The sequence below is a fragment of the Methylocystis sp. Se48 genome (assembly GCF_056269425.1).
In genome coordinates this window covers 2,148,256-2,164,538 of sequence record NZ_CM149850.1, presented here as the reverse complement: position 1 = coordinate 2,164,538, position 16,283 = coordinate 2,148,256, and the positions used below count along the sequence as shown (strand labels likewise).

The window sequence follows — 16,283 nt, the reverse complement described above, 5'->3', positions numbered from 1 at the left end:
CATTCCGCCTCGAAAACGCTTCGGCTCTCGGCCATCGAATGCGGCAGGGCGATCGCCCCGGCGGTTGCGACGGGAAGCTTCTAGCGCAACTCCGCTGTCGGCGGAAAGCATAATTGACCATATTTTTAGGCGCGGGCGCGGGTCCGCGGGGCGTTTTGCGCGATCGCCGCGACGAGTTGGGCGACGTCGGCGCAGGGCCGCAGGATCAGTCCGGCGCGCCGGTCGTCGTCGTTGATCTGCTGACCCTGGGCGAGCACGGCTTGATGAAACCCCAGCTTGGCCGCCTCGCGCAGACGCATGCCCGCGTGAATTACGGGGCGAATGGCGCCCGAAAGCCCGATCTCGCCGAAGAAGGCCTGATCGGCCGGCAGCACGGCGCCGGTTAGCGACGACACGAGCGCCGCCGCGGCCGCGAGGTCGCCTGCGGGCTCGTCGGCGCGCATCCCGCCCGCCACGTTGAGATAGACGTCGTGCATGCCGAGCTTCAAGCCGCCATGCGCCTCCAGAACGGCGAGGATCATGGACAGCCGGTTCTGATCGAAACCGACGACGGCGCGCCGCGGCGTGCCGAGCGAAGTCGGCGCAACGAGCGCCTGAATCTCGATCAGCATGGGGCGCTGGCCTTCCATGCCGGCGAACACCGCCGCGCCGGGAGCGGTCGCGTCACGGCCCGCGAGGAAGAGGGCGGAAGGATTGGCGACCTCCGCGAGCCCGCGGCCGGTCATCTCGAAGACGCCGATCTCGCCGGTTGCGCCGAAGCGGTTCTTGGAGGCGCGCAGCATGCGGAAATGATGCGCCGCGTCGCCCTCGAAAGAGAGCACGGCGTCGACCATGTGCTCGACGACGCGCGGGCCCGCGACCTGGCCTTCCTTGGTGACGTGGCCGACGAGGATGATGGTCGAGCCGGTGGTCTTGGCGTAGCGCAGCAGCGCCTGCGCGCTTGCCCGCACTTGCGTCACCGTGCCCGGCGCCGAGGGCGCGAGTTCGGTGTGCATCGTCTGTATGGAGTCGATGACGATCAGCGCGGCGCGTTTGCCCGTCGCGCAGGTGGCGAGGATGTCCTCGACCTGCGTCGCGGAGGCAAGCTCCACCGGCGCGTCGGCGAGATCGAGGCGCGCGGCGCGCAGCCGGACCTGCGCCACGGCTTCCTCGCCGGATATGTAGATGACGCGCGCGCCCAGGCGGGCCAGCGCGGCGCAAGCCTGAATGAGCAGGGTGGATTTCCCGATGCCGGGCTCTCCGCCGAGCAGAAGGACCGAGCCCGGCACGAAACCGCCGCCGGTCACGCGGTCGAATTCGTCCATGCCGGTGACGATGCGCGCGGCAGGCCGGTCGGAGCCGGCGAGGCCCTCGAGTTCGAAGGGCCGTCCGCGCATGACCCGGACCGCCGCCGGCCCAGGGTCGGTTTCCTCGACGATGGTGTTCCATTCGCCGCAGGATTCGCAGCGGCCCTGCCAGCGCGACGCGACGGCGCCGCAATTCTGGCAGACGAACTGGGGACGGGATTTGGCCATGCGCGGTTGGCGCACGCCGCGCGAAGTCTTGTCAAGAGGCGGGTTTCCCGGCCCGCCGTTCGGCTCAATCGTCCTCGTCGTCGTCTTCGTATCGATGGTCGGCGCCATCCCCTCGCAGTTCGCCGTCGAAGCCGTTGTTGACCCGATCGCGGAGGATGTTCGAGGGCTTGAATGTCACGACGAGGCGGGCGCTGATCTTTGCGTCCTGCCCTGTCTTCGGATTGCGTCCGACCCTTTCGCGTTTCGCCCGAACCTGAAAAGCCCCGAACGACGAAAGCTTCACATCTTCGCGGTTGACGATGGAGTTGAAAATTTCCTCCAACACCATCTCGACCATTTTGGCCGACTCCGCGCGGCCAAAGTTCATTTTTTTATGCACTGCGTCGGCGAGGTCCGCGCGCGTGAGGGTTCTCGATGCGCCTCCGCTGACGTGAATGCCGCCGCCCGCCGATCCAACGCGCCTTTCCTCCGCCGTCATGTTTCGCCTTGCGTATTCTCAACAAAAAACGTTTTGCGGCAGGGCCAAATGTCCGCGCCATGCGCACGCGAAGCGTGGGCAATCCGCTGGTTTTCAATCACTGGTAGCGCACAAGCGACAAATTCACCGCCGCAGACGTCAGCTTGCCCATTCTTTTTCGGAATTTTTCAGAATTGGCGGAGGAAATCAAGCTCAGGTTGTATAAAATATCGCGACAAATAGTAGCGATAAATAAAAACAGTATTGTTTTCTTTGGCTTACCACCGAATTAACGCCGAGCCCCAGGTAAAGCCGCCGCCCACGGCCTCCAGCATCACGAGATCGCCTCGCTTGATGCGGCCGTCGGCGACCGCCACGGAGAGCGCGAGCGGGACGCTCGCGGCGGAGGTGTTGCCGTGCAGATGCACCGTCGCCACGACCTTTTCGGGCGCGATGCCGAGCTTCTGCGCCGACATGTCTATAATACGGCGATTGGCCTGATGCGGCACGAACCAGTCGAGCTGTTCAGGCGTGATCCCGGCGGCGGCGAAGGCGTCGACGACGACGTCCGTCACCTTGCCGACCGCGAATTTGAAGACTTCCTTTCCTTCCATCCGCAGATGGCCGACCGTCTGAGTCGCCGAGGGGCCGCCGTCGACATGGAGCTTGGCGCGATGGCGTCCGTCCGACCGAAGATGCGTGGTCAATACGCCGCGCTCGTCCATGCCGCCGGTCGAAGGCCGCGCCTCGAGCACCATCGCGCCGGCGCCGTCGCCAAACAGAACGCAGGTCGTGCGGTCTTCCCAGTCGATGATGCGCGAAAATGTCTCGGCGCCGATCACCAGCGCGCGCTTGTGCGAGCCCGAACGAAGGAATTTGTCGGCCGTGGCGACGGCGAAGACGAAGCCCGAGCAGACCGCCTGTAGATCGAACGCGACGCCGTGCGAAACGCCGAGCGCCGCCTGAATTTGCGTGGCCGTGGAGGGGAAGGTCCAGTCGGGCGTCGACGTGCCGACGATGATGAGGTCGATGTCGTCGGGAACGAGGCCGGCGTTCGCAAGCGCGGCGCGGGCCGCCTTCTCACCCAGCATGGAGGTCGTCTCGCCTTCCGCGGCGATGTGCCGTTCCTTGATGCCCGTGCGCTGAAAGATCCACTCGTCGGTCGTGTCGACGATCTTCGCCATGTCGTCGTTGGTGAGGGTCTTTGCGGGGAGATACGAGCCGACGCCGAGAACGACGGAGCGAAAAAGAGGATGTTCCGTCGTCACTGAGCGGCTTCCTGGGGCGGGTTCGAGGGAGAGACGGCGCTGCGACTTTCCAGCTGATGCGCCAGCGCGACCGTGTCGCGGATACGGTTGAGCAGATCGCTGCTGGCCATCTCGTAGCCGATCTCGACCGCGCGGGCGAAGCCGACCGAGTCTGCGCCGCCGTGGCTCTTGATGACGACCCCCTCGAGGCCGAGGAACACGCCGCCGTTGATCGCGCGTGTGTCCATCTTGCCCTTGAGCTCCGCGAAGGCGCCGCGGGCAAGGAGATAGCCGAGCCTCGCGAGGAGGGAGCCGCTCATGGCGGCCCTGAGATAGGCGGCGATCTGCTTCGCCGTGCCTTCCGCGGTCTTGAGCGTGATGTTGCCGGTGAAGCCTTCGGTCACGACGACGTCGGCGGCGCCTGCGCCGATGCCGTCGCCCTCGACGAAGCCGGCGTATTCCAGCCCCGGCAGATTGGACTCGCGAAGGATGGCCGCGGCGGCCTTCACTTCCTCGACGCCCTTGATTTCTTCCGTGCCGACGTTGAGCAGCCCGACCGTGGGGCGCTCGATCCCGAGAATGATGCGCGCCATGGCCGACCCCATGATGGCGAGATCGACGAGGTGGCTGGCGTTGGCGCCCATGGAGGCGCCGACGTCGAGAACGACGGACTGGCCGCGCAGCGTTGGCCACAGGCAGGCGAGCGCCGGCCGGTCGACGCGGGCCATCGTCCGCAGGCAAATCTTCGCCATGGCCATGAGCGCGCCGGTGTTGCCGGCGGAGACGGCGGCGTCGGCCTCGCCTTTCTTGACGGCCTCGATCGCCATCCACATGGAGGACACGCGGCGCCCGTAGCGCAGGGCCTGGCTCGGCTTGTCGTCCATGCGGATCGCGACGTCCGAATGGCGCACTTCGGCGCGCTCGGCGAGGCGCGGCGCTTTGGCGAGTTCCGCCTGGATGGCTTTTTCGTCGCCGACGAGCAGGAAACGGCTCTGCGGCCTGCGGTCGAGAGCGGCGGCGCAGCCGGGGATCGTCACGGACGGGCCGAAATCGCCGCCCATCGCGTCGACCGCGATCCGAACTTCCTGCGCCATCTTATCCGTCTTCCCCCCGACCGCCGGTTTCGTTTCGTTCGGGCTTTCGCGCCCCGCCGGCCCTTATCTGCTTGCAGACGGGCGCTGATTGCCATTTGGCGGGCGACGGCGCAAGTGCCTTGAGGCGCCAGCATCGTCGCATCGTCCGGCCATGATTTACGCTACGCGTCCTTCGGCGGTTCGCCGCCGGCGGCCCGGAGCCGGGCGAAGGGAGACGCCGTGGCCCACGCCGTCTCGGGCGCCGGCTCCACGAATTCCGCGCCGGGCTTTCGCGGGTAGGGGTCGAGGGCGAGGGTCAGGAATTCGGATGAGACCGCGCCAAGATCGACGACGCCGCCGATCAGCGGGTCGGGCGGATCCTCGCCGAGCGCGTCGTGTTCGACGGCGACGGGCTCCTCTTCCCCGCGCCGTCGGGACACGCGGGGCGCCTCCCGCGGGGGCGCGAAACGCATCTCGATCGGCTCGACGATCTCCGAGTCGAACTCCTCCAGAGTGAGCACGCAGGTCTGGCGGATGCGGGCGCGCAACTCGCCCTCGACATCGAGACCATCGCCGCGCCAGCGCCGCGCACGCAGCTTCGCCCCGAACGACATGATCGCCGGCAGCCCATTGAGTTCCGCCAGCGCGGCGCGCTCGGCCTCCGTCGCGACAATTTCGATTTCCAGCCCTTCTGGCGGCGTCTCCGCGAGCGAAAGCGGGCGCGACAGGGGCGGGGGATTTTGATGAACTCTGTTGCCGGTCATGGACGGCCTCCCGCGTCTCGGCGTGTCGAAAATCTTTTGTCTAATTACATGTGGCCCGCGGCCAGCTCCAGCGAAAGCCCCCCGGCGAGAGGCCGCCGGCATTGCCCTGAACCTCTGCGGGAGCGGCTTGCATTCGCTGCAATCGAAGGATAGGCAAGCCACACGGCTTTACGATCCTCGCGGCGCGCTCGCGCCGGGAGAAAAATGGCGACATCCAGTTTGGCGGAGTTCTATATGGCGGGGCGGGGCTTGCGCATTCAATCGGGAAATATGGCGGCCGCCGGCGCGTTGCGGCTCGTCGCGGCATGCGGGGTCGCGCTGACGCTGTCCGGCTGTCTCGGCTACGAGGGGGTCATCAACCGCGGCGCTGTGATCGACCAGCGCAGGCTGGCGCAGGTGAAGCCGGGCATGGCGGCGCCTCAGGTCATGCAGGCGCTCGGCACGCCTTCCACGACCTCCACGGTCGGCGGCGACGCCTGGTACTACGTCAGCCAGCGCGTCGAACGCTCCCTCGCCTTCATGCCCCAGCAGATTACGGACCAGCACGTCGTCGCCGTGTATTTCGACAAGTCCAAGAAGGTCACGCGCGTCGCCGATTACGGCATGGAGGACGGCAAGCCGGTCGACTTCCTCTCGCGCACGACGCCGGTCGCCGGGCCGGAATATCACCTGCTGCAGAGCCTGCTCTCGAAAATCTCGCTCTGATTTCGAAAGCGATCCCGCGTTCGCTGTCTGTTTCATGGCGCAAATGTGACGGCGGATCGGCGCCCCGCGCCGCCATGGCCGCGCCCCGCCGTTTTTCCGGGCAGTCCTTTGCGTTCCGCCGGGTGGGGATTGTGGCGCGGACGTGACGCCCGGCGTCGCTCTTTCGCCGCGCCGCCGCGTTAGACTCCCGCTCAAGCCGCTTTGCGGAGAGAGGGAGCTTTCGCGAGGAATGACGGATTTTTCGACGCCTGCCACGGAGTTTGCGCACAAGCCGGGTCTGCGGGACCGCCTGTCGCTCCTTTGCGCCCACAGCTGCTCTCATGTCGCGTTCAGAGCGCTTTGTGTTGGCGCGATCCTGTCGGCGCTCGCAGCCGTATCCTTCTCCGTCAAACGCGACGAGTCGCCGAGATCCGAGCGTGTGAGCCGCATCGCGCGCACGCGGGCGCCGGCGAGCGTCCTTGTGCAACTCGCGCGCGGCGAGGCGGACTCCGCGCTCGACAGCGATTTCTCTCTCGAGCAGGCCGCGCTCACCTGGTCGCATCGTCTGGCGGACGGCAGGGACGCGGCCGATGCGCCGGGAGTCATGCGCTTCGGCCCGGTGAAGGTCCAGCAGTCGATCGTCGAGCGCGTCGTCCAGGCCGCCGCCAAGACGGACATGGATCCGGCGCTGCTGATGGCGATTGCGGACAAGGAATCGAATTTCTCCTCCACCGCCAAGGCGAAGACGTCGTCGGCCTCCGGCCTGTTCCAATTCGTGGAGAAAACCTGGTTCAAGGCGGTGAAGGACTTTGGCCACCGCTACGGCCGCGTCGAGGAGGCCAGGGCGATCGCCAGCGGGCAGGACGCCATCGCGAGCGTCGCGCCGCAAACGCGCGCGAAAATCCTCGGCTTGCGCAACGACCCCTATCTTTCCGCCGCGCTCGCGGCCGAAATGCTGAAAAAGGACAGCGCCCGAATCGCCGAAAAGATCGGCCGCGCGCTTACGCCCGGAGAGACCTACCTGATCCACTTCCTCGGGCCGGACGACACAGAGCGCTTCATGAAGGCGATGGTCGAAACGCCCCAGATATCGGCCGCCGCCCTGCTGCCCAAGCCCGCGCGGGCCAACCGTCCGATCTTCTATGAGGCGCAGGGCCGCAAGCTCAAGGAGCGGACCGTCGCGGAGGTTCACGACGCGTTCGAATCCATGATGGACAAGCGGACCAGCCGCTACGAGGACGTAGCCGCCAAGCTTCCCGCCGGCGCCTTGGCCTATTCGGAATGACGCGAGCCGGGCGGCAACTGGCGCGCGCCGTTGTGCTACAATTGCGTCCGACTCGGAAAGAGAGGATTCCGTGCCGGATTTTTTCAGCGGACTTTTGGCCTTTGCCGTCTATTTCGCCGGCGCTATCGGCTTTAGCGCCGCCTTTTGCCTGATCTACACGCGCGTGACGCGCCATGACGAGTTCAGCCTGATCGTCGAGGAGCAAAACGCCTCCGCCGCCATCGCCTTCGGCGGGAGCCTGCTGGGTTTCGCCATCGCGCTCGCGGGCGCGATCCACCACACCGGCTCTATCCCGGAATTCGCGACCTGGGGCTTCGTCGCGCTGCTGACGCAGATCGTCGCCTATGGCCTCGCGCGGCTCGCGCATCCCGGCCTTTCCCGGGCGATCGAGGAGAACGCTCTCGGCGCGGCGATCTGGGTCGCGGCGGTCTCGATTTCCGCGGGGCTCCTCAGCGCCGCCTGCATGAGTCCGTGACGTCATGACCGAGGAGGGGAAGCCGAAGACCTTCGGCAAGCGCGCGCCGCCGCCGGTCGTGACGCACAGGCCCAAACCGCCTCATGAGCCGTTCATCTCAGGGCAGAAGCGGTCGCTGGCGATTTCGCTCGCCTTGATGGGCGCGCTGTCGCTGGGCGCCTACGAGGTCATCGACTGGCTCGACAAGAAATTGAACTGCGATCCCGATCCCGCAAATCCCGAGGAGTTGATCTGCAGGCACAGCAGCAGCGGCTCCTCTTATCGCCGATCCAGCAGCGGCGGCTGGCATTGGGGCGGCGGCTCCGGGTCGACCCATGGCGTATTGTTCGGCGGCTTCGGCCACGCGGGCGGCTTTCACTTCGGCGGCGGCTGATGAAACGCGAAGCCTCCGCGCCGCGCCCGAACGTCGAGCCGCATTTCGAGGAGATCGGTTTCGCCTACGCTTACATCGACGGCGAGGCCTATTGGGACGAGAGCGCGCGTTACGTGTTCACGCTCCGGGAGATCGAGGACGACATCGAGGCGGCGACTCGCGAACTCGACGCAATGTGTCTTGAACTGGTCGGCCGCGTCGTCGACAGCGAAGCAATGATGGACCGGCTGCGCGTTCCGAAACATGCGCGCAGCCTCATCGCAGAAAGCTGGCGGCGGCGCGATCCGTCGCTCTACGGGCGCTTCGACTTCGCCTATGACGGGCGCAGCCCGCCCAAGCTTCTCGAATACAACGCCGACACGCCGACGAGCCTTTTCGAGTCGGCCGTCGTGCAATGGCACTGGCTGGAGCAACTCGTCGACAGCGGGGAATTGCCGAAGGACGCCGACCAGTTCAATGCGCTTCACGAAAAGCTCATCGCGCGGTGGGGCGACATCGCGCCGAAAAGCTTCGTGCACTTCGGCGCAATGAGCTCGAGCGTCGAGGATTTCGGGACGATCGCCTATCTTGCCGATTGCGCAAGTCAGGCGGGCTGCGCTGCGGCGCTGCTCGACATGCAGGATATCGGCCTGAAGGGGACGACCTTCTGCGACCGCGACCTGCGGCCGATCGGGACGCTCTTCAAGCTCTATCCCTGGGAGTGGATGTTCGCCGACGAATTCAGCTTCACGCCCGCGATGCGCGCAACGCGCTTTCTGGAGCCCCCCTGGAAGGCCGTGCTCTCCAACAAGGGAATGCTGGCGCTCTTGTGGGAAATGGCGCCGGGCCATCCCAATCTGCTGGAATGTTATTTCGCGGACGACCCGCGCGCGGGCTCTCTCGGCCAGACTTACGCGAAAAAGCCGATCTACTCGCGCGAGGGCGCGAATGTCCTGTTGGTGCAGGACGGCCGCGCCGTCGCGAGCGCGCCCGGCGACTATGGCGCGGAGGGCCATGTCCGGCAGGCGCTGCGCCTGCTGCCCTGTTTCGACGGACGCTATCCGGTCGTTGGCTCCTGGCTCGTGGGCGGCGCGCCGGCGGGCGTGGGCATCCGCGAGGACTCCTCGCCCGTGACGTCGAACCGCTCGCGTTTCACGCCGCACGCCATCGTCGGCTGATCAGAAGCGCGCGGCCGGCTGGGTCTTGGGTTCGGGATCGACCCAGTCCTCGGCCTCGCGCGTATACGCCAGTTTGTTGCTCTTCAAGAAATCCTCGAGGTGTCTTTCGATCCGGTCCCGCAAGGCGAAATCCGGAGTGTAGCGGAGGCGCCGCCAGGGCAGGACAGGGGGCTCCAGCGTCACGGCGAGGACATATTCCTCCATCTTTTCATTCCCTTCCGCCGGTCCGGCGTGGGCGATGGCGACCCAAAGCGGCGAATAGCCCTTCTCGCCGATCCAGAAACCCCAGCCATAGTCCTCTCCGACCGGGTCGCCGGCCGCCACCTCGTCCCCCTCCCGCTCGCCGAGATAGCGGATGAACTCTTCGGCGAACCGCTTGCCGCGGTGGCCGTGGATATTTTCCGCGCCGCTGGGGTCGTCGAGGTAGCGGTCCGTCACGACTTCGAAGATCCGCCCGATATTGCGGTCCTTGGACATGATGATCGCCAGGCGCACATTGGCGGCCGAGATCAACGCCGCCAGAATGAGCCATGGGAGGAACAGATCCTCCTCGGGCGCATATTCATATTCGCCGATGGCGAGCGATGGATCGAGGGCTGTGGATATGCCGATCAGCACCCCCAGCGGGATCAGAAAGACCAGCGCTGACAGAATCGGACCGGAGACCAGCCCGACCAGTATGTTCCAGATCAATTGCGCGCGGCTCATCCGGCGGTTCTCCTCGCCCCTGTCGATTCGTTTGGGAAGTGCGCAAATCCATAGGCAGAGACTATGAAAAACGCATCGCCCGGGGAAGGGCCTGCGTGGGGCGCCGATTGCCGCGGAGCGCAGCCACAGTCCAGCGCGGCGCTATCTACGGGTGTTAGGAGGGCTGGGATTTTGCGAGAGGACGGGTCATGCGACTGACTTGCGAGGCGTTTGTCGACGGCGGGACGATCCCGCGGCATTTTACCTGCGACGGCGAAGACCTGTCGCCCGCGTTGCAATGGGCCGGCGTCCCGAGGGAAACAAAGAGTTTCGCGCTCCTGGTGGACGATCCCGACGCCCCGCGCGGCGTATTCCATCACTGGGCCTGCTACGACATTCCCGCCCACCACACCGGACTCGTCGAGGCGGCGGGACGCCCCGAGGGGTTCGAGGATTTCCGACATGGGGTCAACGATTTCGGCGAACTGGGCTACAATGGCCCCTGTCCGCCGCACGGACACGGAACGCATCGCTACCGTTTCCGGCTGCTGGCGCTCGGCTGCGAGGAACTGCCGATTCGCACGCATCCGAGCTGCAAGGAGGTCGAGGCCGAGGCGATGAAGCATGTGCTCGGCGAGGCGAGGCTGACGGGACTGTATCATCGCTGAGCGCGCCGTGCGACGCGGTCGGAGGGCGAGTTGGATGGGCTTTTGGGATTTTCTGCGACGCGGGCGGCGCGACGAGAGCGATCCGGCGACGCGCGAGATCGCGGGGGCGATCTGCGGCAATCTGCGCGCCCTCGGGCTCCATGTCGAGGCGAGGGCCTACGGATGGGGGTTTTGCGAAATCAGGGCCTCGACCTCGCCGAAGCTCATCACCACCCCCGACGGAACGGAAGCCTCGGGCGTGGCCCTGCTGCTCGCTCGCCGCTACGATCCGCCGTCTCTCATCTTCGAGCAGATCAATTCCCTCGAGCGCGGCCTGGGCCGCAAGATGGTCGCCGCAGCGCTCGACGGGCTGCGGACGCAGCCGGGCGTCTTTCCCCGCGTGCGGGTCAACGATCTGTCGCCCCTCCAGAAGGACGGTCGGCGCTGGTGGGAGAATGTTGCGGACGGCTACCCCGACTTCGATTGGCTGATCACCCATGACGAAGACTCCACGCATCGCGCGCCGCCAAAATCGTCGCCGCCTTCCGCTGAAGACGACGTTTCACGCTCGCCGGACTTTTTGAGAAAGCAGGAGACGCTTCGCGCGCTTGCGCGCGACTTCGGCCATGATCCTGCGGCCGTGGCCCTGAGCCCGGAGAAGAAGCCGTTTCATTTCCTTGGCCAGAGTTTCGATTCGGAAGGCGAGGCGACCCCGGATGGTCGTGTGACGATCTATTACGATCCGCATATGAGCGACGCTCGGCTTGGTTGCTGTCTTGCGCATGAACTCCAGCATCTGCGCTATTTCGTCGTCCGCGACGCCTATGCGGCCGAGCCGCCGGACGGCCCGCTGCATCGCCGTTTCGCGGCCTTCACGCCGCAACTTCTGGCCGCCCGCCGCGGCGTCTCGCCCTACTCGAACGAACATTGGGACGCCTGGCGCGCCGCTGCGCCGCCCCGGCTTTTCTCGGACGAACTGGAGGAGGGCGGGAGCGAGCCCATCAACGAGACCATCGCCGAAGTCGCGAAGGCTGTCTACAACTGGGGATCTGACGTGCGGATCGATCCGGTCTGGCGGGAGCTGCGCGAGGCGGTCGACGCTGAATACCGGCGCATCGCCGGCGCCCCTTTAGAGGAAGACGCCAAAGCGGCGCAGGAGCGGCAGCATCAGGGAATAGGCTCCCGCCGTCGCGACGACCGACGCGCCGAGGCTGGTCCAGAAGCCTAAGCCGTTCCTGATGAGGCACGGCAGCAGCGGGAAGAGCGCGAGCGAGGGGATGATCAGCCAGAAAATCTGGCCGGAGAGTTCTCCGATCTTCTCCGCCTCGGTTCCCTCGATCCGCATCCAGACGAAGGCGAGGAGAGACGTCAGCGGCAGCGACGCTACGAAGGCCGCGAATCCGGTCGACCGCTTCGCGATCTCGGAGACGGCGACGATGACCATGGCTGAAACGAGAACTTTTACCACGTAGTAGATCATGCAGAACCCTCATATCCCCATCCGGAGGGAGTCGGGGCGGGTAAGGTTTTGGAATTTTCGGGGCGCCGGCTCAGGCTGCGCCCTCGAGCTTTGGGGAACCGTCGACGCATTGGCGAACCGCGACGCCGATCGGCGCCAGTTCCGCCTCCGTGAAGGTCTCGCGCTCCAGCAGTTGCTGGGATGACTGCCGGTGGATGGCGGCGCAATTTTTCAATATCGCCGTCGCCCGTTCGAAGGCGCTTCCAATCAGTTTCTCGATCGCGGCGTCGATTTTCGCCGTGGTGTCGTCGCTGATCTCGGAGCGCAGGGCCGTCAACCCGTCCATGTCGAGATAGCGGCTGCGCTCGGCCGAGAGGCTCGCCTGTCCGATCTCGGGCTCCATGCCATAGCGGGTGACCATGGCTCGCGCCATCTCCGTCGCGCGCTGCAAGTCGTCCGCGGCGCCGGTCGTCGCTTCCTGAAACACGAGAACCTCCGCGGCCCTGCCGCCGAGCAGCACCGTCATTCGGTCGAGCAGTTCGGAGCGCGTCATGAGATAACGGTCTTCCGCGGGCATCTGCATCGTATAGCCGAGCGCGCCGATCCCTCTCGGAATGATCGACACTTTCTTGATCGGGTCGGCGTGCGGCAGCGCCATGGCGACGATGGCGTGGCCCATTTCGTGATGGGCGACGATGGCCCGCTCATGCGGATTGAGCAGGCGCTTGCGCTTCTCCGGCCCCGCGATGACGCGTTCGACCGCGGCGGTGAAATCGTCGATCGAGACAGATTGCGCGCTCCGCCGCGTCGCGAGCGTCGCCGCCTCGTTGACGAGATTCGCGAGGTCGGCGCCGGTGAAGCCGGGCGTCAGGGCGGCGATTTGCGCGGGGTCGACGTCCGCCGCGAGCTTGATCTTGGCGAGATGCACCTTCAGGATCGCCGCCCGCCCGTTCTTGTCCGGCCGGTCGACCGAAATCTGCCGGTCGAAGCGGCCGGCGCGCAGCAGGGCGGGGTCGAGCACCTCGGGGCGGTTCGTCGCGGCGAGCAGCACGATTCCGACCATGGGATCGAAGCCGTCGAGTTCGCTCAGGAGCTGGTTGAGCGTCTGCTCCTTCTCGTCGTGGCCGCCGCCGCCGAGGCCCGGAAAGCCGCGGGCGCGGCCGAGCGAGTCGAGCTCGTCGATGAAGATGATGCAGGGCTTCGCCGCGCGCGCCTGGGCGAAGAGGTCGCGCACGCGCGAGGCGCCGACGCCGACGAACATCTCGACGAATTCGGAGCCATTGATGGAAAAGAAAGGCACGGCCGCCTCGCCCGCGACCGCGCGCGCGAGCAGCGTCTTGCCGGTGCCCGGCGGGCCGACGAGGAGAATGCCCTTGGGGATGCGGGCGCCGAGACGGCCGTAGGTCGCGGGATCTTTCAGGAAGGCGACGATCTCCTGAAGCTCCTCCTTGGCTTCGTCGACGCCGGCGACGTCGGCGAAACCCACCTTGATGTCCGTCTCCATGAAGATTTTCGCGCGGCTCTGGCCGACGGACATGACCGAGCCCAGTCCTTCCCCGATCCGGCGCGAGAGCAGGCTCCACAGGAAGAAAAAGAAGGCGATCGGCAAAACCCAGGACAGGAGGGTGGCGATCCAGGTGTTTTCGACGGCGCCGGAATATTTGACCTTCGCGGATTCCAGCTCCTGCGCGAATTCGGGATCGACGCGCACCGTGAAGATTTCCTTGCGGCCGTCACGGAGGGGCTCTTTAAGCTTCGCGCGAATCGCTTTCTCGCCGACCGTCACTTCCTCGACCTTGTCCTCGCGCAACAGATGAGTGAACTCGCTATAGGGCACGACCTCCGTCTGGCTGTGCGTTTCCCAGAATTGGTGGAGAACCAGAATGGCGATCATGGCGAGCAGAAAATAGCCGACGTCGAAACGCCACTCTCGCTTGGCGACTGGCTTGTCCATGTCCGTTCCTCGAATCCTCGACGAGGGTTAAACGCCCTTCGACTTGAAAAATAAAGCCCTCGGACCACAAGTCCCGAGCCGTGCGCCGCTTTGCCGCCGGGGCGGGGCGCTCGCTCGCCTTTCCCGCCTGGCTGTGCTAACCGGAACGCCTCCCCCAAGGGGACAAGAAAATCCGGGCTGGAAACCTTAAAGGGTCGCGCGAGAGATGTCGGACATTTTCCATGAGGTCGACGAGGACGTCCGTCGGGACAAGGCCGCCGAATTCTGGCGCCGTTATCAGACGCCGATTTTCGTCCTCGCCTTTCTGATCGTGGCCGCGACCGGGGCCTGGAGCTATTATCAGGACAAGCGGCAGAAAGCCGCCGAAGCGGCGAACGCCCAGTTCATCGCCGCCGTCGCGCTGGCCGAGGAGGGCAAGAATGCCGAGGCCGCCGCCGCCTTCGACGAGATCGCTAGAACTGGCCCAAAGGGCTATGCGGGGCTCGCCCGCATCCGCGCCGCCGAAGCGCGGCCTGACCCGGCGAAAGCGCTGGAGGAGCTCAACGCCATCGGCGAAGACCCCAACGTCGACAAGCTGACCCAGCAGATCGCGCTGTTGCGCGCGGCGCTCATGGTGCTCGAGGGCGACGACCGCCAGAAGCTCGAGCGCGCGCTCGGCCCGTTGATGACGTCGGACGGGGCCTTCCGTTTCTCGGCGCAGGAGTGGAACGGCCTCGATGCGCTGTTCAACGACGACTTCGACGAAGCGGAGCGCGTGTTCGAGCAGGTGCTCAACAACGGCGACGCGCCGCAATCCATGCGCCAGCGCGCTTCCGCCTATAAGGGCCTGCTGCACGCCAAGCGCGGCCCGAAACCTGCGGCCGGCGCGGCGGCGGGCGGCGGAACGGACGGCGGCAAGATCGACGTCGTCCCCGTGATCGAGCCGGAGTCCGGCGGAGCGACGCCGGCGGGAACGGCGCCGCTCGAGGCGACGCCCGCCAAATAGCGCGGCGCGCCGCGATATGTGCATTTGCCGAGCCCTCTCCCTGTGGGAGAGGGTTTTGCGTTACTAGAGGGCGCCCGGAGCGCTTCTCGCAGAGTCCCGACATGTCTTTTTCGCTCGCCATCATCGGACGCCCGAACGTGGGCAAGTCGACGCTGTTCAACCGGCTGACCGGCAAGAAGCTCGCGCTCGTCGACGACCGGCCCGGCGTCACCCGCGACCGCCGGGAAGGCGAGGCGAAGCTCGCCGATCTTCGCTTCACCATCATCGACACGGCGGGTCTCGAGGAAGGCGCCGGCGCGACTCTCGAGGGCCGGATGCGCGCCCAGACGGAGAACGCCATTCTCTCCGCCGACGGCGTCCTGTTTGTCGTCGACGCGCGCGTCGGCGTGACGCCGGAGGATAAATATTTCGCCGATCTCGTGCGCCGCGCCGGCAAGCCCGTGATCCTCGTCGCCAACAAGGCGGAAGGAAAGGCGGGCGAGGCGGGCGCCTATGAGGCGTTTTCGCTCGGCCTCGGCGATCCTGTGCCGCTTTCCGCGGAGCATGGCGAAGGCATGGGCGCGCTCTATGAGGCGCTGCGCGAGGCGCTGCCTGAGGAGACCGCCGAACCCGCCGAGGAAGAAGCGCGGCAGGAAGAAAATCTCTACGACGACGAGCAGGACGGCAGCGACCTCGACGTGACGAAGCCCTTGCGCATCGCCGTCGTCGGGCGCCCCAACGCCGGCAAATCGACGCTCATCAACCGCATTCTCGGCGAGGAGCGCCTGTTGACGGGGCCAGAGGCGGGCATAACGCGCGACTCCATCGGCGTCGATTTCCGGTGGCGCGACCGCAAGATGAAGCTCTTCGACACGGCGGGACTGCGCAAGCGGGCCAGGGTCGTGGACAAGCTGGAAAAGCTCTCCGCCGCCGACGCGCTGCGCGCGGTGCGCTTCTCGGAAGTCGTCGTGCTGCTCATCGACTCGACCATTCCCTTCGAGAAGCAGGATTTGACCATCGCCGATCTCGCCGCGCGCGAGGGCCGCGCCTTCGTCATCGGTCTCGGCAAATGGGATCTCATCGAGGACAAGGGCGCAACGCTCGTCAAACTGCGCGAGGACGCCGAGCGCCTGCTGCCGCAAGTGCGCGGCTGTCCGGTCGTCCCCGTCTCCGGCGCGACGGGGCAGGGGCTCGACCGGCTAATGGAGGCGATCGTCTCGACGCACGCGGTCTGGAACAAGCGCATCGCCACGGCGCGGCTCAACCGCTGGCTGTTGCAGACGGTTGAGGAAACGCCGCCGCCCGCCGTCTCTGGACGGCGCATCAAGATCCGCTACATGACTCAGGCGAAGTCGCGTCCGCCGCATTTCGTGCTCTTCGGCAATCAGCTTGAGGAGTTGCCCGCAAGTTACGAGCGGTTTCTCATCAACGGGCTGCGCAAGACCTTCGATCTGCCCGGCGTGCCGATCCGCATTTCAAGGAAGGCGGGGGACAATCCTTTCGCGGGAAAGAAAAAGAGCTGAAACGCAACGACTAAAAAGGG

Annotated in this window: 17 protein-coding genes; 9 read left to right on the top strand and 8 right to left on the bottom strand. The window is 66.1% G+C overall.

Annotated features, from left to right (window positions below; genetic code table 11):
* Window positions 1–125: 125 nt before the first annotated feature.
* The 5 genes from radA to ACV959_RS10665 form a co-directional block, all read right to left on the bottom strand.
* Entirely contained in the window at window positions 126–1,514 is a 1,389-nt protein-coding gene (gene radA / locus ACV959_RS10685; protein WP_475736590.1) for a DNA repair protein RadA, read from the bottom strand.
* Between the two features lie 64 nt (window positions 1,515–1,578).
* The gene (locus ACV959_RS10680) at window positions 1,579–1,992 is read right to left on the bottom strand and encodes an integration host factor subunit alpha (protein ID WP_475736589.1); all 414 of its coding nucleotides are present in this window, start codon (window positions 1,990–1,992) and stop codon (window positions 1,579–1,581) included.
* Window positions 1,993–2,249: 257 nt separating this feature from the next.
* Window positions 2,250–3,239 (bottom strand): beta-ketoacyl-ACP synthase III, encoded by a 990-nt coding sequence (locus ACV959_RS10675; protein WP_475736588.1) that lies wholly within the window; start codon window positions 3,237–3,239, stop codon window positions 2,250–2,252.
* Complete coding sequence (gene plsX, locus ACV959_RS10670; protein WP_475736587.1) at window positions 3,236–4,312, bottom strand: phosphate acyltransferase PlsX; 1,077 nt, start codon at window positions 4,310–4,312, stop codon at window positions 3,236–3,238. The genes ACV959_RS10675 and plsX overlap by 4 nt, the downstream gene beginning before the upstream one ends.
* 161 nt (window positions 4,313–4,473) lie before the next feature.
* Window positions 4,474–5,055: a YceD family protein gene (locus ACV959_RS10665; protein ID WP_475736586.1), complete on the bottom strand. Its 582-nt coding sequence runs from the start codon at window positions 5,053–5,055 to the stop codon at window positions 4,474–4,476.
* Between the two features lie 204 nt (window positions 5,056–5,259).
* Here ACV959_RS10665 and ACV959_RS10660 point away from each other — a divergent pair, with 204 nt between their 5' ends.
* The 5 genes from ACV959_RS10660 (at window position 5,260) to ACV959_RS10640 (ending at window position 9,029) form a co-directional block, all read left to right on the top strand.
* Window positions 5,260–5,760: an outer membrane protein assembly factor BamE gene (locus tag ACV959_RS10660; protein WP_475736585.1), complete on the top strand. Its 501-nt coding sequence runs from the start codon at window positions 5,260–5,262 to the stop codon at window positions 5,758–5,760.
* 142 nt (window positions 5,761–5,902) lie between these two features.
* The gene (locus ACV959_RS10655; RefSeq protein WP_475736584.1) at window positions 5,903–7,024 is read left to right on the top strand and encodes a transglycosylase SLT domain-containing protein; all 1,122 of its coding nucleotides are present in this window, start codon (window positions 5,903–5,905) and stop codon (window positions 7,022–7,024) included.
* Between the two features lie 70 nt (window positions 7,025–7,094).
* On the top strand, window positions 7,095–7,499 hold the full coding sequence (locus ACV959_RS10650; RefSeq protein WP_475736583.1) for a DUF350 domain-containing protein: 405 nt from the start codon (window positions 7,095–7,097) through the stop codon (window positions 7,497–7,499).
* Between the two features lie 4 nt (window positions 7,500–7,503).
* On the top strand, window positions 7,504–7,872 hold the full coding sequence (locus tag ACV959_RS10645) for a hypothetical protein (RefSeq protein ID WP_475736582.1): 369 nt from the start codon (window positions 7,504–7,506) through the stop codon (window positions 7,870–7,872).
* Window positions 7,872–9,029, top strand: coding sequence for a glutathionylspermidine synthase family protein (locus tag ACV959_RS10640; RefSeq protein ID WP_475736581.1), 1,158 nt, complete (start codon window positions 7,872–7,874; stop codon window positions 9,027–9,029). The genes ACV959_RS10645 and ACV959_RS10640 overlap by 1 nt, the downstream gene beginning before the upstream one ends.
* Here ACV959_RS10640 and ACV959_RS10635 read toward each other — a convergent pair whose 3' ends face one another.
* On the bottom strand, window positions 9,030–9,737 hold the full coding sequence (locus ACV959_RS10635) for a hypothetical protein (RefSeq protein WP_475736580.1): 708 nt from the start codon (window positions 9,735–9,737) through the stop codon (window positions 9,030–9,032).
* Window positions 9,738–9,925: 188 nt separating this feature from the next.
* Between ACV959_RS10635 and ACV959_RS10630 the strand changes: the two genes are divergently transcribed.
* Complete coding sequence (locus ACV959_RS10630; protein WP_475736579.1) at window positions 9,926–10,384, top strand: YbhB/YbcL family Raf kinase inhibitor-like protein; 459 nt, start codon at window positions 9,926–9,928, stop codon at window positions 10,382–10,384.
* Window positions 10,385–10,418: 34 nt separating this feature from the next.
* Window positions 10,419–11,591: a hypothetical protein gene (locus tag ACV959_RS10625; RefSeq protein WP_475736578.1), complete on the top strand. Its 1,173-nt coding sequence runs from the start codon at window positions 10,419–10,421 to the stop codon at window positions 11,589–11,591.
* Here ACV959_RS10625 and ACV959_RS10620 read toward each other — a convergent pair.
* A complete protein-coding gene (locus ACV959_RS10620; protein WP_475736577.1) occupies window positions 11,493–11,843 on the bottom strand; it encodes a DUF3147 family protein in 351 nt (116 codons plus the stop codon). The two genes, ACV959_RS10625 and ACV959_RS10620, sit on opposite strands and share 99 nt — an antisense overlap.
* A 70-nt stretch (window positions 11,844–11,913) precedes the next feature.
* Window positions 11,914–13,776 (bottom strand): ATP-dependent zinc metalloprotease FtsH, encoded by a 1,863-nt coding sequence (gene ftsH, locus ACV959_RS10615; protein ID WP_475736576.1) that lies wholly within the window; start codon window positions 13,774–13,776, stop codon window positions 11,914–11,916.
* A 205-nt stretch (window positions 13,777–13,981) separates the two neighbouring features.
* Between ftsH and ACV959_RS10610 the strand changes: the two genes are divergently transcribed.
* Complete coding sequence (locus ACV959_RS10610) at window positions 13,982–14,761, top strand: tetratricopeptide repeat protein (RefSeq protein ID WP_475736575.1); 780 nt, start codon at window positions 13,982–13,984, stop codon at window positions 14,759–14,761.
* Window positions 14,762–14,862: 101 nt separating this feature from the next.
* Complete coding sequence (der, locus tag ACV959_RS10605; RefSeq protein ID WP_475736574.1) at window positions 14,863–16,263, top strand: ribosome biogenesis GTPase Der; 1,401 nt, start codon at window positions 14,863–14,865, stop codon at window positions 16,261–16,263.
* Window positions 16,264–16,283 lie beyond the last annotated feature (20 nt).

Excerpts from the sequence above, each read along its gene's own strand:
- ACV959_RS10665 (WP_475736586.1), bottom strand. The coding sequence starts at position 5,055 with ATGACCGGCAACAGAGTTCATCAAAATCCCCCGCCCCTGTCGCGCCCG.
- ACV959_RS10625 (WP_475736578.1), top strand. The coding sequence starts at position 10,419 with ATGGGCTTTTGGGATTTTCTGCGACGCGGGCGGCGCGACGAGAGCGAT.
- ACV959_RS10645 (WP_475736582.1), top strand. The coding sequence starts at position 7,504 with ATGACCGAGGAGGGGAAGCCGAAGACCTTCGGCAAGCGCGCGCCGCCG.
- radA (WP_475736590.1), bottom strand. The coding sequence starts at position 1,514 with ATGGCCAAATCCCGTCCCCAGTTCGTCTGCCAGAATTGCGGCGCCGTC.
- ACV959_RS10620 (WP_475736577.1), bottom strand. The coding sequence starts at position 11,843 with ATGATCTACTACGTGGTAAAAGTTCTCGTTTCAGCCATGGTCATCGTC.
- ACV959_RS10640 (WP_475736581.1), top strand. The coding sequence starts at position 7,872 with ATGAAACGCGAAGCCTCCGCGCCGCGCCCGAACGTCGAGCCGCATTTC.
- der (WP_475736574.1), top strand. The coding sequence starts at position 14,863 with ATGTCTTTTTCGCTCGCCATCATCGGACGCCCGAACGTGGGCAAGTCG.
- ACV959_RS10630 (WP_475736579.1), top strand. The coding sequence starts at position 9,926 with ATGCGACTGACTTGCGAGGCGTTTGTCGACGGCGGGACGATCCCGCGG.
- ACV959_RS10635 (WP_475736580.1), bottom strand. The coding sequence starts at position 9,737 with ATGAGCCGCGCGCAATTGATCTGGAACATACTGGTCGGGCTGGTCTCC.
- ACV959_RS10680 (WP_475736589.1), bottom strand. The coding sequence starts at position 1,992 with ATGACGGCGGAGGAAAGGCGCGTTGGATCGGCGGGCGGCGGCATTCAC.
- ACV959_RS10610 (WP_475736575.1), top strand. The coding sequence starts at position 13,982 with ATGTCGGACATTTTCCATGAGGTCGACGAGGACGTCCGTCGGGACAAG.
- ftsH (WP_475736576.1), bottom strand. The coding sequence starts at position 13,776 with ATGGACAAGCCAGTCGCCAAGCGAGAGTGGCGTTTCGACGTCGGCTAT.
- ACV959_RS10660 (WP_475736585.1), top strand. The coding sequence starts at position 5,260 with ATGGCGACATCCAGTTTGGCGGAGTTCTATATGGCGGGGCGGGGCTTG.
- plsX (WP_475736587.1), bottom strand. The coding sequence starts at position 4,312 with ATGGCGCAGGAAGTTCGGATCGCGGTCGACGCGATGGGCGGCGATTTC.